The following is a 14,684-nucleotide window of genomic DNA, read 5'->3' as shown; positions in this document are numbered from 1 at the left end:
AATTTATTTTATTCCTCCCCATACTTCCCCCGCATCCGCTCAATCATCTCCACCATCTCTTTGCGATAACTTGGCGGGCTTAGTACCTCAACCCAGTCCCCTTGCGAAAGCAGCCATTTTTTGACCCCTTCTCCATAGACCCGAGCTGAAAGAGTAGTGACGCCGTCTTCAGTTTTTTCCACCTTGGCAGTGGGCAGCCGATCTCGCACCGCCTCCAGGGATGGGCCGGAAAACCGGAAGCGGATGGTGGTCAGTTCACCGGTATACATAAACTGAATTTGATCCCGGAATTCGCTTTCTTGGAAGCGGTTGCCGTAGTCAACAGTAAATCGCTGATCCTCCCCATAAAAGGCGTAATTTAGAAATCGATCCAGCCGGAAAACCAGTGAAACGGGATTCTCCTTGCCATTGATCTCAGCAATCACATAAAAATAATACTCGTTGAACAATAACCCCAGGGGATTGATTTTATAGGCCTTGACGGTGCCATCCTGCTTTTGATACTGAACACCCAGCACCTGATGGTTCTGAACACTCTGACTAAAAAACCAGATCCGTTCAATTAAGTCTTCATCGTGTTTCACTGGCTGATAATGCTGACGTTCATTCCCGATGGCCAGCTCAATGGCTTTGCGGTTGTAGGACAGGCACAGCAGATGATCAAGGATTTTTCCCATTTCTTTTTTGTTAAAAGGTCGGGCATCCAGCAGCACCTTAATAACCGCAAAGATATCGTTATCCGACAGTGCCATACTGCCTTCCCGGAACAATCGGTGACCCTGACACTTCCGGTCATAGGCAACCTTGCTCTCCGGGTAAAGCACTTGTAGATAGTCTTCGATTTCCTTCAGATCCCGCTGAATGGTTTTATCACTGACCCCCAGATTTTCGGCCCATTTTTGTTTATTAACGGTCTCACCCCGAATGATCTGATCATAAATGGCCAGAATCCGAGCGGTTTTCTTTTCATCGTGTTGTGATGTCATCCTACCGTTCCACCCTTTCTAAGCTCCGCTCTAGATTCGCACATTTTTCTTGCAGCTTTTACACACCTTCACGGGTCCAAGTGGCCCTGGCATGGTGGTTGTGGCCGGATTCTGATGGCAGATCTGACATAGTGTTTTCTGATTCTTTTTCTGAGCCTGTTCTTTTTTCTCATACATCATAGTCATTTCCTTTTTTAATGGATTGATTTGCTACCCTGATTATACCAGAATGGTATGGACAGAATTTGTCCTAGCCTATCAATTATCCGATTTTCATGTGCAGCATTTCAATTAACCCCGCATCTTTGTCCCCTATTGATCAGCTACCCGCTATAGATATTATTCCATTATCAACTTTCTTTAATGTAGAATTAAACAACCAATAAGCCCCTGATATTTATAAGCAACTTCTTTTTTTAATAAAACTCTTCAAGTGTTGAGCTGATTTTTATTCTACAATTAACCATACTTTTTTCATTATACGCCTTTTTATAACGATTTCAAAACTTTTCTAGTGTAAAGTTATGCCTTTTTATCACTATTTATAAATCTTTTACATATGTCAAACATTTGAATATTCTATGACTCAACCGCCACACTATCTTCGCCTCTTTTATCATCCACGACTCTTAGAAAATTTCAAGATATGGCAAATTGTGTGCCTGAAAAATTTTTAAATCAAAAAAAGAACCTCTTGCGAAGTTCTTCTTAATTTATTAGTCAACCATAATCATGACTGAAGTGGCCTTAACCACTGCAGTTGCTTCACCGCCAACAGTTAATCCCAAATCTTTAACCGCTCCCATTGAAATAGAAGAAGTAACAATATTTCCGTTTCCGATGTCCACTTTTACAATCGCATTCACTGCACCTTCTTCAATACTGGCAATTTTGCCTTTTAATTGGTTTCTCGCACTTAGTTTCATTTTTTTCCTCCTTATGGTTTAAATTTCAAATTTATTATATTACTTTACTGCTATAAAGTCAACCGCCACAATATTCATTCTAAATCATCTCGCCCCGGCGTAAAAAACTCCAGAAATTCCTGATCTTCTTCACTGACCAGAAAACCATGGGTGACGCCACCCGGGATATAAATAGCGTCTCCCGGCTCCAGATGGGTGATGATTCCGTCGACGCTGACATCAGCACAGCCACTGATCATGTAGTCGATCTGGGCCTGGGGGTGGGCATGAAGGGGTGGGATGGTGCCGGCTTTCACCGTCATCCGTACCAGTGCGCATTCGCTTTCAGAAACCTGAATCTCTCTTATTACGGTTGGGGGCAATTTCATTTTCATCTCGCTCAGCCTTCTTTTAAATGATAGAGGGTTCGCAGCTCTTCTGACGTGAGATTGGTTTTCTCAACTCCGGTAAACTCATGGGCCACCACACCCCGATCCATCATAATTAACCGATCGCCATAGGCAATGGCGTCTTCCAGATGATGCGTGATCATCAGTGCCGTCAGATGATCCTTCTCGACAATCCGTTTGGTAAAAGACATTACGTCTTCGGCAGTCTTGGGGTCCAGTGCAGCAGTATGTTCATCCAGCAGAATCAGTTCCGGGGGTTTGATGGTACACATAATCAGAGCCACCACCTGGCACTGTCCGCCGGAGAGGTTTTTTATTTTGGAATCCAGCTTATTTTCCAGACCCATCTCCGCCTCGGCCAGTTTGTCCCGGAAGATTGCTTTCAGGCTTTTGGTTAAGGCCCAGTTAAAATTCTTGCGGTTTTGTCGGCCATAGGCCAGAGCCAGGTTTTCGGCCACGGTCAGGTTGGGGGCGGTTCCCCGCATCGGGCTCTGAAAAACTCGGCCAATGAATTTGGAACGCTTGTGTTCCGGCATAAAGGTGATGTCTTTCTCATCCAGGTAGATCGTGCCATCGTTAGGCAGGATAGCACCACTGATCAAATTGAAGAGGGTGGACTTACCGGCACCATTATTGCCTAAAATCGTGACAAATTCGCTGTCATCGACGCTCAGGTTAAGACCATTTAGAATATGATTATCCACCCCATTGTCGATGGTAAACTTCTTTTTCAAGTCGATAATCTTAAGCATGGCGGTTCCTCTTTTTCAATTGATAGTTTTCCTTGTAATACTGATACGCCGGAATCGACAGGGCAATGGTGACGATCACGGCTGATAATAGTTTCATGGCATAGGCTGGGAAGATCCGGGTGCTGATGGCAAGGGCCAGGATAAAGCGGTAGATCACTGAACCCAGCAGACAACTGAGCATCCCGGCCAAAATAGTCCGGCGACGAATAAAGGCTTCGCCGATAATCACGGCAGCCAGACCGACAACCAGCATTCCGGCACCGGAGGTCATATCGGCATAGCCCTGATCACAGGCCACCAGCCCCCCACATAAGGCAATCAGGCCATTGCTGATCATCAAACCAAGGATCTTATAACGATCAACACTCATGGATGAGGACCGTGCCATCATTTCATTGTCACCGATGGCACGGATACAAAGGCCGCTATTTGTTTTGAAAAACAGTACCAGCACCACCATGGCAATCACCACAAAAGTCAGTGATATGACAATCTTAGCCATATCGAAATCCATGGGCAATCGCCCACCAAGCAGATCAAAAATAGTGGTGACTCCTAACAGGGTCAGATTGGAAGACCCCTGCATCACCATCAGGTTGATGGTGTAGAGGCCCGTCATCGTCAGAATCCCGGAGAGAATAGCAGGAATGCGGAGCTTGGTCTGCAGCAGGGCCGTGACCAGACCGGCCAGTCCGCCAGCCAGCAGGGAAAGAAGAATCCCTAAAACAGGATGTCCGTTCACCGCTGAGATGGTCATGACGGCCATGCCAAAGACAAAGCTTCCTTCGGCAGTTAAATCCGGGGTGTTAAGTACTCTAAAACTAATGTAGATGCCCATGGCAATGAGACTATAAATAAGGCCCAGTTGCAGGGAACCGATGGCTAATGACATAATGTTTCTCCTTTAAAGGTCAGGCGGTCTAAATGTTATTTCACAATCACAGCGGTATTGCTAAGATCAGTCGGTAGCTTAATGCCGATCGCGTCGGAAGTGGTTTGGTTGATCACGGTTTCGGTCGCTTCTACTGCTACTGCCGGAATATCAGCCGGGGTTTTGCCGTTTAATATTTCAATGGCCATATCGGCTGAGGCGGCGCCAATAGCCGTATCGCCAATGGCAACAGTGGCCAGCGCGCCAGTGTTTACCATCACAGTGGAGCTGCCGTAGACTGGTTTTTTAGCCGTTTTGGCTGCTTCGGCAACGGTTGGCATGGCATTCTGAATCACTGAGTCGTTAGGAATAAAGATCGCATCCACCTGACTTAACAAGCTGTCAATGGCCTGTTTAACTTCGGATGAATTGGTGACCACGGCTTCTTTGATTTCATAACCCTGGGCAGTCATATAGTCTTTGGCCTTGTTAACCGTACTGACGGAATTGACCTCGCTGGTGTTATAAATAATCCCAAACGTTTTAACGCCCGGGGTCAGCGTTTTTGACAGGTCTACAATTTTGTCTACTGGGATGGGATTGGAGGTTCCGGTGGCGTTGTGATCGGGTTTTTCCATGGTGGTGACAATCCCGGCTTTAACCGGGTCGGATACCGCAATAAACACCTGTGGTGTTTCGGACTTCATGTTGACAAAAGCCTGGGATGCCGGTGTGGCCACCGTGGCGACTAGATCATAACTGCCGTCGGACATTTCCTGAGCAATCGTATTAAGAGCCGAGGTATCACCCTGGGCATTTTTTACCACGATTTCCATGTCATCTTCGGTGTATCCCTGATCCCGAAGCTGTTTGATAAAGCCGTCACGCATGGCATCAAAGGCGCCGTTTTCAATCATTTGAATCACGCCAACCTTTAATTTCTTATCCTCAGTCGTGCTGCCCGTTCCCGATGATGCACAGGCGGCTAACGACAGGGTCATCGCCAGGGTTAAAACGACTGCGGTCATTTTCTTAAAAACATTCTTTTTCATTTCTTTTTCTCCTTTTTTTGTGTTATTTATTGGTGTTTTTATTGACATTTTCCAGCTCCAAAAACGCTGCTTTTAGCATTTCCAGCGTGATCTCGTAGGGGTTGTGGCGGATATCAGCCATTTGGGTGATGGATTCCAGATAAGGTTCTAACTGTTTATAATTTAGATCGAGATCGGCCAGAGCATGGGGCAGCCCGGTTTCACAGTTAAAATGATAAACCCGCTCAAATTCTTCCCGTTGGCCATCCACCAGCAGCAAAATCAAAATACCAAAGGCAACAATCTCACCATGAAGGTGGGTTTCATTATCAAAGCCGGGAATCGTGGTGAGGGTATAATAGATGGCATGGGCCAGACCACTGTTGTAATCCGGGGTATGATCCAGGGTGACCAGAATGGATACCAGCGCAGTGGTGACAATAACGATCAGGACAGCCTGCTCAAAAGCTTCATTGACGACTTTTTCCTGATTGGCATGGAGTGCCAAAACCCCGTGCGTGATGATTCCGTCGGCACATTGACTACTGATGTTTACGCCCATGGTCAGGGCGTGGTTCAGTGCTTCGCCTCGGGCGGAAATACTGGCCTCATAATATTTGGCATAGGTATCTCCCAAACCGGCCCAGAGGTATTTTACTGGTGCCTCAGCCAGCACCTGGGTTTGGATAAAGGCATGTTTGGGCGGTTCTTTTAAAAACTCGGGTCTTAAAAAGCCGCCATCCGAACCATACATAATTGAAACACTGGTACAGGCAGAACAATTGGAGGCGATGGTGGGGAATGAAAAAACCGGCTTAGCCACCTGTTCGGCCACAAATTTTCCGGTATCCAGCACCCGTCCGCCGCCGATGGCAAAAATCATCTGGGCATCCGTAGCAGCGATTTCTTTTTTCAGCTTTTCGACATTTTCATAGGTACACTCACCACCATAGTGAAGGGTTTTTACCACTTCAAGACGACTCTTGTCAATCGCCGCATCGAGAACGTTTCTAGCCGCTTGATAGCCGTGATCCCCGACAATCAGCACCACCTTTTTACCATAGTGGGAGCAGATCGCATCAATGTGATCATAACTTGACTGCCCAACGGTATAATTTGATAAATTAACACTGTATGTCATCTGGTATCTCCTTTTTTTCTAAAAAACAAAAAACTCCTGTCCTTACATAGGACAAGAGTTTAAATTCCTGCGGTGCCACCTAAATTGATGTCCTCAAACCAAGTTGAGATCCATCCACTTTAATACGTACAATCATACGCTTTCCTTTGATAACGGACGGAATCCCCGTTGAACATTACTAAGCCATCGGCCGTTCTTTTCACCCTCATGAATCCATTCCCGATTGCGATAACTGCTGCATTCTCACTATCTGCAACTCACTTTAGCATCTTTCCAATAGGTACTACTTTCAATCAAAGGTTTATTTCTGTTGTCTAAGATGATACCATATTCAAATAGCTTTTGTAAAGTCTCAACTATCGATTCTTTTTTAATTATTCTGAGATCAAACCTTTACTAAGCAAAAATTCATGAGCAACATCTTCTGGTGTTCGACCATTTACGTCCACTTCATATGTCAGGTCTGTCATTATTTCATTTGTAAACTGTCCCCCTAAAGAGTTTAATACCGCTTCAAGATCAGGCGCAATTTCATTGTATCGTTCAAACAAATCGTTTCTGACGAGTAGAGCATCATTGTATTCCGGGAAGAAATTTCGATCATCATCTAAAACAACCAGTCCGGTTTTTTTATTCATGCCATCGGTTGTATAAACAATCGTAACATCAATATTACCACTTTCAATTGCGGAATACTTCAAGGCCATATCAAGGGGTTTGTTCTCTTTAAAATTCAGACCGTAAAATTCGGTAAATGGGCCATATTTCATACTTCCTTCTTCGGTATAGAAACCATGTTCGGCACCAAAGACCAACTGATCAGAAACAGCGGCGAGATCAGAAATGGTTTTTAAATTATACTTTTGTGCCGTTTCCGGAAGTACCCCGATGGCATAGGTATTTTCAGATCCTATTTTATCCAACATATGCACACCTTTTTCAGTTGAGGCCACTTCATTGGCATAATCATATAAGGTCATGCCTTCTGGAATGTTCGTGGTATCTAACTTCAAATAGGTGGTCAGCAGGGTCCCATCATATGAATTTAAAATATCAACATTCCCGGCAACCATTTCTTTAAACGTATTTACCTCATCCATTTCATCGCGAATATCCACCGTTGCATCGGTATGATTTTCAACCACCATTTTAACCATCTGATTGATAATTTTCATTTCCGAAAAGGTTCCATCATATATGATGATCGAGGCCTCTTCTTTTCCCGAACTACAACCGGCAACGGACATTGTCAACAATAAAACAACCAGTAAACTCATTATCTTTTTCATTTTTTTCTTTTCCTTTCATTTCTAAAAATTCTATTTTTCTTTCCACTCATCACAACATACCAACAGCTAAAATGCTTTTTTAAAATACTTTATTGTTGGTTCCCTTTGTTAAACGTCGATTAATCACGATCATCAATACATCAAATAGTACCGCCATGATCATCAGTGACAATGTCCCTGAGACGATTAAATTCATATTTTGCGTTCGAATCCCCTGGTAAATTACTTTGCCCAACCCACCTCCTCCAACTGAAGTTGCAAAGACCGCGACCCCTACCGTGGTCACTGTTGCAATCCTGATTCCAGTAAAAATCATTGGGAAAGCCAGCGGAATTTCGACTGAAATCAGACGATCTAATTGCGTCAATCCCATGCCTTTTCCGGCCTCCTTAATCCCGTTATCAACATTTTCCAAACCGACACAGGTATTATGAACAATCGGCAACAGTGAATACAGCACCAGACCTGAGATCACGGTCATTTTTCCCGGACCCAAAGCAATGATGATCAACCCTAACAGCGCCAAGGCTGGTATTGTCTGTAATATTTCAACCGACCATAAGACGATTTTCCTTCCTGATGGTTTTAAATAAGCCAAAACACCGATCGGCAAGCCCACCACAACTGAAAATATTACTGTCATTATAACAAGATAGAGGTGTTCCAGTATAATTGATGCATCCATTATTTCACACTCCTTATTCCTTTGGGCACAACGACACGGCGAAGCACATCAATTAGCAGACTAAGGACAATCGCCATAATTGCCGATGGAATGGCACCTGCCAGAATCAACTGATCATTATTCGAGGCAATGCCGATATAAATAAATTCACCTAATCCCCCCAGTCCAATCATTGCCGCTAAAACCGCCCAACTGACAGTGTAGATGGTTGACATCCTTAATCCGGCAATAATAGAAGGCGAAGCTAACGGCAGTTCAACTTCAATCAGGATCTGAAATGGCGACATCCCACACCCTTTGGCAGCTTCAATGTATTCCTTTTTGACATCAAGTAAGCCGGTATAGGTATTTTTAAGAATTGGAAAAATGGCGTAAACCGCCAGCGCAGAAATCACCGTTGCGGGAATCATCCCGAGGTATAGAAAAAGGATTCCAATAAACACAATTCCAGGAATTGTCTGAAATACCGAAAGTAGCGGCATTACGATCTTTGCATATTGAGGAACACGAGATAGCAGAATGCCCAGTACCAATGCGATCACAAAGCCGATAGTCACTGAAGTAAGGACGTAAAATAAATGAACTTGAAAAGCGGTAATCAGGCGATCACCATATGTTTCGAGAAAAATCATTGCATATCACCCCACAAAGTATCAGCCATGGCGGTTGCCATGCTAGTCTTTGAAATGATTCCTGCAACGGTTTGGTCACTGTTCAAAACGACCACATAATTGTCACCAGAATTATAAAGTTTATCAAACGAATCCTTGGCATTTTCTAAAATGTCGGAGGTGATATTTTGATACGGTTCGATTTCACCAATGCTACCTGAGGATTTACCATGCTTTTTGATATCCTTAATGGTTACAACGCCAGCATAGGTCTCATCTTCATTCTTGATGACTAACGAGTCGATATGCTGTCGTGCCATTAAGTCGGTACATTCACGAATGCTCTTTTTCTTTTGAACGCTGATCACATTCTCACTCATAAAATCAGCTGCTGTTAGATTTAAAGGGTCTGTTGCCAGCGATGATTTTCGCATAAAATCACGAATCAACGGACTCGCCGGATTTGCCAGCATCTCCTCTGGTGTCGCCATCTGAATAATTTTTCCATGCTCCATAAAAATAATTTTATCCGCCAAGTCCAGGGCCTCATTCATATCATGAGTCACAAAGACAATGGTTTTTTTAAGTTTTTTATGCAGCTTCACAATCTCCTTCTGAAGCGTCGCTCGCGTCATCGGATCCAGCGCACCAAAGGGCTCATCCATTAAAACGATCGGCGGTGATGCGGCTAAAGCCCTTAAAACACCGATTCGCTGCTGCTGACCACCCGACAGTTCAGGTGGATACTTATGGGCATATTCCTCATAGGACATATCAACCATTTCCATCAGCTCTTTAGTAATTTTTTTTATCTCTTGTTTGCTGTATTTCAGCCGTTTCGGCACAACACCGATATTCTGTTCAATGGTCATATTCGGGAATAAACCAATTTGCTGAATGACATAACCAATCTTTCGTCTTAATTTAACGGGATTGACTTGCGAAATTTCCTCACCATTAACGAATATTTTTCCCTGCTCCGGCTTAATCAAACGGTTAATCGATTTTAAAGTCGTCGTTTTTCCACAACCACTTGGACCAATCAGCACCACAAATTCTCCGGGTTCAATGTTAAAACTTAAATCGTCCAGGATAACGGTATTTCCATATTTCTTTTTTACGCTTTCAAAACGTATCATTAGATAGAACCTCTCTTTTCTTGATCGTCGGTTTTGCTTCGATGTACATCGATAAAAATTTTTAAAAAAAAAGCAACTCTTATCTGTTGTTGTCATTGCTAGAACCAACGAGTGTTTCTATCTCTTCCAACATCATTTATGACATTGCTTTTTAGTGGAAAATTAAAATTATTGCTAAAAAATATAATTTCAATGTTTAAATGCTAATTTACTTCAATCCCGCTGTATCTGAATTTCGCACTGTCACAATCTATCTGTTCCAAACATATTTTTTTTGCATTGAAAACAAATTTAACCATTATTATTTATTAATCCTAACCTATTATTCCGTAGTTGTCAAATTTTGTTATGTAACTAAACTTCACATCATTTTTTTATCTGTTGATTCTGTTTGCAGACATTGCAAACCTAAACTCAACACTCTGGTTGCTTTTTCAATGGTCTTTAGCTATTTTTTGTTCTTCTATTAAATCACTTTTTTATCACGTTTATTTAGATCAAAGCTGCTACCTCGTTGGCAGCCCAGATGGCGCCGCGGATATTTTTTATCACCTGACTGTCGCCAATATTGTATACCTGGTAGTCGTTTCTTAATTCCTCATATAAAGAAGGTGCTGGTTCAAATCCCACCGCAATCATCACATGATGGGCCGGGATAAGGTGTTGCTGACCCTTTGCTTCAATGACGGCACCTTCTTCGGTGACTGCCTTGAGTGTTGCGTTAGTGATAATTTCGCTATGATAAAAAGCCAGCAGGTCCTTAAGCATTTGTTTGTTGGCCGGGGCCAGGGGAATGCCGGCAGTTAGAATATCCGGGGCGGCATCCACGATGGTCATTTTATGACGATGCATGGCCAGATGAAGAGCCGCCTCACACCCTGCCAGACCGCCGCCAATGGCTGGACACCGGGGTCCGACATAGGTTTTATCACTAATCACATCGATCGCATTGGTCACCTTTTCGCTATCCATTCCCGGAAATGTAAGCTTCCGGGCCTCTGAACCCTGGGCAATAAAAACAATATCCGGTTTGATGGTCGCTATTTTTTCGAGGGTTGCCGGTTCATCGAGGCGGACTTCGACCTTTAAGTTTTCCAGCTCTGCTTCATACCAATGAATCAGCCGATCGTCTGCCGTTTTTAAGATCCGTTTGCTGCTGTATTTAAGCTTGCCGCCCAGGCGATAGCTTTTTTCAAACAGGATAACCTGATGTCCCCGCAAAGCGCTGACTCGGGCGGCTTCCATTCCTGCCGGACCGCCGCCCACCACGACCACTTTTTGAGGCGTTTTGGCTGCTTCACTTTTTAACAACAGTTCCCGATTGCAAGCCGGGTTAACGGTACAAGAGGCTTCGCCCCCGGCGATTTTATTAGCCAGACAGCCATCATTACAACCCAGACAAGGCCGGATCGCTTCAACCTGGCCGTTTATTAACTTTTGAGGAAGATCGGGATCAGCCAGCAAAGGCCGACCTAGTCCCACCGCATCCAACAGCCCTTTTTCAAGCGCATCTGCCGATAAATCCGGATCGTCCATTTTTCCGGCTGCCAATACCGGTACCTGAACGACTTTTTTCAGGGCCTCGCTGAGATTCAGATAAACCCCTTTGTCGAAATAGGCCGGTGGGTATTTCCAATAGGAAGCTTTCTCAAATGTGCTGATGCCAGCCGCCACGTCAAAACCGTCACAGCCCGCCGCTTCCAGCATAAGCGCCGCAGCCAGGGCTTCATCCAGATCACGCCCCTGTTCTTTAAATTCTTCGTCGGGCAGAGCCTGCCCTCTCCCGGCTTTTAAATACGTTTTCATTGCCAAACGTAGAATCACCGGGAAGTCGCTACCACAGGCTTCCTTGATGGCAGCAATGATTTCCGTCACGATCCTAAATCTGTTTTTAAGATCGCCACCGTAGCAATCCTTTCGCTGATTAAAAAGGGCCAGGGTAAAACCATCCAGCAACTCGCCGGACTGGATTTCCACACCGTCATAACCGGCGGCTTTGACAATTTTGGCCGAGTAGGCAAAAGACTCCACCAGTAACCGGATTTCCGCTGTAGTCATCGCCTGGCAGTGCTTAATTTGTTCGATCCGGGCGTCTTTCGTCAAATTATCCAAACCGGCAGCCAACTGAACAACTATTTTGCAACCATCGGCATGGATTTCCTCGGTCATTTCCAACCCCGCACAAATATAGGCATCGGGGTTAAACCATGGCACCGGATTGGTACAAACGGTCTTTATTTCCCCTATATTTTTCACTTCATTGGCACCCGTAATGATCAGACCAACCCCGCCTTTAGATCGGGCCGCATAAAAGGCAATCGCCTCTTTGGTATAAGCACCATTTTCAGTGACGGTCGGAATTCCCATGGCTGGCATAAACAGTCGATTCTTAAGTCCCATCTCATTGATTGTGAATGGCTCAAATAGGGCACTGAATTTTTTATCCATTTTCTCCCTGCTTTCTCATTTTCAGATAATTACAAACTTCATAAACTAAATAAAACCGATTCTGCTAAAAAGGACATTCCCGTACTAACAATTGTTACGGTCGTTAAGTGGACACCTCAAACCATTCTTAAATTGTTTTATTTATCGCTTCCGCGAATTTGCGGATATGATCGACCATCTCCCTATAGGTGCTTTTCATTAATTCCGGCGGTAACTCATAGAGTTCGATGCTGTGTCGCAGCTTGACCATACCATTGGCCACGATTTCGTCTGCTGCAGTAATGTCAAAATCCGCTTCATAAACAACCTTACAATCGATGCTCGCACTAAACTTGCTGGCCAATGATCCCAGCAACAGCCTGGCCAGTGGATACTGTTCGTCAGTCACATAAAAGTCTACATAGGTTTCCGGGCAATGCGCCTCCCGTTGCTCTTCAATCAAAAATCCCTGACAAGCGCTCATGGTAAAAAATACCGTAACGGCATTAATAGCATCCACCAGTTCCCGGATGCCATCATCAATGTCATCGGGATTTTTTAAATAAACGGCCTTATCTGCTTGCGTAAAAATCGTGATCGGATTGGTTATCGTCCCTAAAAATGATAAATCCATCGTTTTCCTGCTTTCTTGATTACTCCTATTAAACATACCTGACAATCAGGTTCTTTCCATTTAGCTAAACACGAAAAGCCCGGTGTTAAAAAAAGACCATCCCAAACCAGGTAATCACATTATAGCCGTTTAAAAACGACAAATTATGCTGCTCGCAAATATCGGTCACCGAGATGGCATGGCTTTCCACGCAGGGATACATTTTATCCTGATGCTTACAGCTCGCATCAGGATAAGCGCACGTCTCACAGATGGCACAGGATTCAGCCGTTAGAATTAGCTTGTCATCATACTCACCAAAAACATTATTCTTAATCTCCTCCACAATTTCTAAATGCTCACATCGGGTCGCCAGCATTTCGTCCATATTGAGAATGTCACTGACTTCGGAGATGGTGCTAAAAATAAAACCATGATCATAGCTCAGGCACCGCTGTTTGCATTCTTCCAGCGTCCCAACTGCGGGTGGACAGGACCAGGATTTGCCGTATTGGGGGCATTCCAACTCACAAATGGTACGCACCGCCTGATAAAAATTGATTTCTGACGGGTCTAAAAACGCATATTCAAATATTGGATATGCAGAGATTTTCTTTTCGATATCTTCTTTTGTCATTTTTGTTTACCTCTACAATTTAATTTATTCCCTAAAAAAAAACAGTTACGCATCGCAACCGATTTTTTGCGACTCTATTTTATTGTGTGATCTTTTGTTTTAACATTATAACTATTATCTATCTTATCAATTATTTCTTTTCTGCGCAAGATATTTGCCAGCTCTTGATTGTCTGACTTAATTTGATTGTGATCCTGTTTCACCTGACAGAACTTCATCCGTTTGTTCTTTTTCTTACCCTAAGTCTCATTTGACGGGATTACGCGCCGCATAGTATAATGGAATAATCATGAACATAATCCATCCGATGATAATGCCATGGCATCAGATCGAACAAAACGTGTGTAGCTATAAAAATGGAGGCGTGACCATCACGACTCCATCTGACTTTTACATCCATTTCACTTTATCGCCATTAGAAAGGAGTCCTCTCATGATTAAAGCTCGTCTCTTATTACCGACGATCATCCTCATGCTTTTTTTGCTGGGAGGCTGCTCTGCACAACCAACTGAAATCGGAAAAAAAGCTGAAAACGGACTGCTTGATTTAACGCAATACGATCTAAAAAATCAAATCATTCCGCTGGATGGCGACTGGGCCTTTTACTGGAACCAGCTTCTGGAGCCAAACAGCATTGAAAAAGGTGCCCTTGATGGTTATTTCGCCTTTCCATCGTCCTGGAATAAATATGAAATCGATGATAAAAATATTCCCGGCGCTGGATATGCAACCTACCAACTGACCTTTACCGCTTCCGAAAATGAAATCCTGGCACTTAAGATTCCCAAGGTCCGTACCGCCTATCGACTCTTTGTCAATGGCAACCTGATCGCTACTGCCGGAACCTTAGGGATAAGCCAGAATGCCATGGTGCCACAATATCTACCCCAGATCGTCTCCTTTGCGGCGCTTCCAGGTGATAATGAGATTGTTCTTCAGATGTCCAATTTTTATATGTCCAGCGGCGGGCTGCTTAATAGTATCCTTCTTGGTGGTGAAGCACCACTGCTGGCTCTCCGCTATAATGGCCTTGCCTATAATCTTTTCCTTTTTGGAGCCCTGATGATGATGGGTGTTTATCATCTGGCTTTGTTTTTCTTCCGCAAAAAGGATCGGGCACCCCTGTATTTCGGGCTGTTCTGCCTACTGGTGGCAATCCGTACCCTAATGATTTGGTGAGTCTTTT

Annotated in this window: 16 protein-coding genes; 1 reads left to right on the top strand and 15 read right to left on the bottom strand. The window is 44.0% G+C overall.

From position 1 onward, the window contains the following. Positions 1-8: 8 nt before the first annotated feature. The 15 genes from DOZ58_RS14405 to DOZ58_RS14340 all read right to left on the bottom strand — a co-directional run bounded on the left by DOZ58_RS14405 (position 9) and on the right by DOZ58_RS14340 (position 13,497). Complete coding sequence (locus DOZ58_RS14405) at positions 9-986, bottom strand: YafY family protein (RefSeq protein WP_111888928.1); 978 nt, start codon at positions 984-986, stop codon at positions 9-11. Between the two features lie 30 nt (positions 987-1,016). Next, positions 1,017-1,166, bottom strand: a complete 150-nt coding sequence (locus DOZ58_RS18575) for a hypothetical protein (protein WP_162624536.1) — start codon at positions 1,164-1,166, stop codon at positions 1,017-1,019. Between the two features lie 536 nt (positions 1,167-1,702). Continuing rightward, entirely contained in the window at positions 1,703-1,912 is a 210-nt protein-coding gene (locus tag DOZ58_RS14400; protein WP_111888927.1) for a molybdopterin-binding protein, read from the bottom strand. A 74-nt stretch (positions 1,913-1,986) separates the two neighbouring features. Then, entirely contained in the window at positions 1,987-2,286 is a 300-nt protein-coding gene (locus tag DOZ58_RS14395) for a cupin domain-containing protein (RefSeq protein ID WP_111888926.1), read from the bottom strand. Between the two features lie 5 nt (positions 2,287-2,291). Beyond that, a complete protein-coding gene (locus DOZ58_RS14390) occupies positions 2,292-3,053 on the bottom strand; it encodes an ABC transporter ATP-binding protein (RefSeq protein WP_111888925.1) in 762 nt (253 codons plus the stop codon). After that, complete coding sequence (locus tag DOZ58_RS14385; protein WP_111888924.1) at positions 3,046-3,945, bottom strand: ABC transporter permease; 900 nt, start codon at positions 3,943-3,945, stop codon at positions 3,046-3,048. Before DOZ58_RS14385 ends, DOZ58_RS14390 begins: the two co-directional genes overlap by 8 nt. 35 nt (positions 3,946-3,980) lie before the next feature. After that, positions 3,981-4,976 (bottom strand): ABC transporter substrate-binding protein, encoded by a 996-nt coding sequence (locus DOZ58_RS14380; protein WP_111889787.1) that lies wholly within the window; start codon positions 4,974-4,976, stop codon positions 3,981-3,983. 22 nt (positions 4,977-4,998) lie between these two features. Then, positions 4,999-6,096, bottom strand: a complete 1,098-nt coding sequence (locus DOZ58_RS14375) for an iron-containing alcohol dehydrogenase family protein (RefSeq protein WP_111888923.1) — start codon at positions 6,094-6,096, stop codon at positions 4,999-5,001. A 374-nt stretch (positions 6,097-6,470) separates the two neighbouring features. Further along, entirely contained in the window at positions 6,471-7,385 is a 915-nt protein-coding gene (locus tag DOZ58_RS14370) for a glycine betaine ABC transporter substrate-binding protein (RefSeq protein WP_111888922.1), read from the bottom strand. 79 nt (positions 7,386-7,464) lie between these two features. Beyond that, positions 7,465-8,070: an ABC transporter permease gene (locus DOZ58_RS14365; RefSeq protein WP_111888921.1), complete on the bottom strand. Its 606-nt coding sequence runs from the start codon at positions 8,068-8,070 to the stop codon at positions 7,465-7,467. After that, positions 8,070-8,702 carry an ABC transporter permease gene (locus tag DOZ58_RS14360; RefSeq protein ID WP_111888920.1) on the bottom strand — a complete coding sequence of 211 codons (633 nt, stop codon included), beginning with the start codon at positions 8,700-8,702 and terminating at the stop codon, positions 8,070-8,072. Before DOZ58_RS14360 ends, DOZ58_RS14365 begins: the two co-directional genes overlap by 1 nt. After that, the gene (locus tag DOZ58_RS14355) at positions 8,699-9,820 is read right to left on the bottom strand and encodes an ABC transporter ATP-binding protein (protein ID WP_111888919.1); all 1,122 of its coding nucleotides are present in this window, start codon (positions 9,818-9,820) and stop codon (positions 8,699-8,701) included. The genes DOZ58_RS14360 and DOZ58_RS14355 overlap by 4 nt, the downstream gene beginning before the upstream one ends. Before the next feature lie 492 nt (positions 9,821-10,312). Beyond that, on the bottom strand, positions 10,313-12,268 hold the full coding sequence (locus DOZ58_RS14350) for an FAD-dependent oxidoreductase (protein WP_111888918.1): 1,956 nt from the start codon (positions 12,266-12,268) through the stop codon (positions 10,313-10,315). A 127-nt stretch (positions 12,269-12,395) separates the two neighbouring features. Continuing rightward, on the bottom strand, positions 12,396-12,881 hold the full coding sequence (locus DOZ58_RS14345; RefSeq protein WP_111888917.1) for a hypothetical protein: 486 nt from the start codon (positions 12,879-12,881) through the stop codon (positions 12,396-12,398). A gap of 85 nt (positions 12,882-12,966) precedes the next feature. After that, entirely contained in the window at positions 12,967-13,497 is a 531-nt protein-coding gene (locus DOZ58_RS14340) for a DUF2284 domain-containing protein (protein ID WP_111888916.1), read from the bottom strand. A gap of 433 nt (positions 13,498-13,930) precedes the next feature. Here DOZ58_RS14340 and DOZ58_RS19105 point away from each other — a divergent pair, with 433 nt between their 5' ends. Then, positions 13,931-14,677: a 7TM diverse intracellular signaling domain-containing protein gene (locus DOZ58_RS19105; RefSeq protein ID WP_162624535.1), complete on the top strand. Its 747-nt coding sequence runs from the start codon at positions 13,931-13,933 to the stop codon at positions 14,675-14,677. Positions 14,678-14,684: the final 7 nt, after the last annotated feature.

Origin of the sequence: Acetobacterium sp. KB-1 (assembly GCF_003260995.1) — a bacterium.
GTDB classification, from domain to species: Bacteria; Bacillota; Clostridia; order Eubacteriales; family Eubacteriaceae; genus Acetobacterium; species Acetobacterium carbinolicum.
The sequence above is the reverse complement of the archived record's forward strand: the minus strand, read 5'-3'. Positions and strand labels throughout refer to the sequence as shown.

What these genes read in the sequence shown, in the direction of transcription:
- DOZ58_RS14345 (WP_111888917.1), bottom strand. Translation starts at nt 12,881, where the DNA reads ATGGATTTATCATTTTTAGGGACGATAACCAATCCGATCACGATTTTT.
- DOZ58_RS18575 (WP_162624536.1), bottom strand. Translation starts at nt 1,166, where the DNA reads ATGATGTATGAGAAAAAAGAACAGGCTCAGAAAAAGAATCAGAAAACA.
- DOZ58_RS14385 (WP_111888924.1), bottom strand. Translation starts at nt 3,945, where the DNA reads ATGTCATTAGCCATCGGTTCCCTGCAACTGGGCCTTATTTATAGTCTC.
- DOZ58_RS14375 (WP_111888923.1), bottom strand. Translation starts at nt 6,096, where the DNA reads ATGACATACAGTGTTAATTTATCAAATTATACCGTTGGGCAGTCAAGT.
- DOZ58_RS14350 (WP_111888918.1), bottom strand. Translation starts at nt 12,268, where the DNA reads ATGGATAAAAAATTCAGTGCCCTATTTGAGCCATTCACAATCAATGAG.
- DOZ58_RS14380 (WP_111889787.1), bottom strand. Translation starts at nt 4,976, where the DNA reads ATGAAAAAGAATGTTTTTAAGAAAATGACCGCAGTCGTTTTAACCCTG.
- DOZ58_RS14355 (WP_111888919.1), bottom strand. Translation starts at nt 9,820, where the DNA reads ATGATACGTTTTGAAAGCGTAAAAAAGAAATATGGAAATACCGTTATC.
- DOZ58_RS14390 (WP_111888925.1), bottom strand. Translation starts at nt 3,053, where the DNA reads ATGCTTAAGATTATCGACTTGAAAAAGAAGTTTACCATCGACAATGGG.
- DOZ58_RS14405 (WP_111888928.1), bottom strand. Translation starts at nt 986, where the DNA reads ATGACATCACAACACGATGAAAAGAAAACCGCTCGGATTCTGGCCATT.
- DOZ58_RS14370 (WP_111888922.1), bottom strand. Translation starts at nt 7,385, where the DNA reads ATGAAAAAGATAATGAGTTTACTGGTTGTTTTATTGTTGACAATGTCC.
- DOZ58_RS14340 (WP_111888916.1), bottom strand. Translation starts at nt 13,497, where the DNA reads ATGACAAAAGAAGATATCGAAAAGAAAATCTCTGCATATCCAATATTT.
- DOZ58_RS14365 (WP_111888921.1), bottom strand. Translation starts at nt 8,070, where the DNA reads ATGGATGCATCAATTATACTGGAACACCTCTATCTTGTTATAATGACA.
- DOZ58_RS14395 (WP_111888926.1), bottom strand. Translation starts at nt 2,286, where the DNA reads ATGAAAATGAAATTGCCCCCAACCGTAATAAGAGAGATTCAGGTTTCT.
- DOZ58_RS19105 (WP_162624535.1), top strand. Translation starts at nt 13,931, where the DNA reads ATGATTAAAGCTCGTCTCTTATTACCGACGATCATCCTCATGCTTTTT.
- DOZ58_RS14360 (WP_111888920.1), bottom strand. Translation starts at nt 8,702, where the DNA reads ATGATTTTTCTCGAAACATATGGTGATCGCCTGATTACCGCTTTTCAA.
- DOZ58_RS14400 (WP_111888927.1), bottom strand. Translation starts at nt 1,912, where the DNA reads ATGAAACTAAGTGCGAGAAACCAATTAAAAGGCAAAATTGCCAGTATT.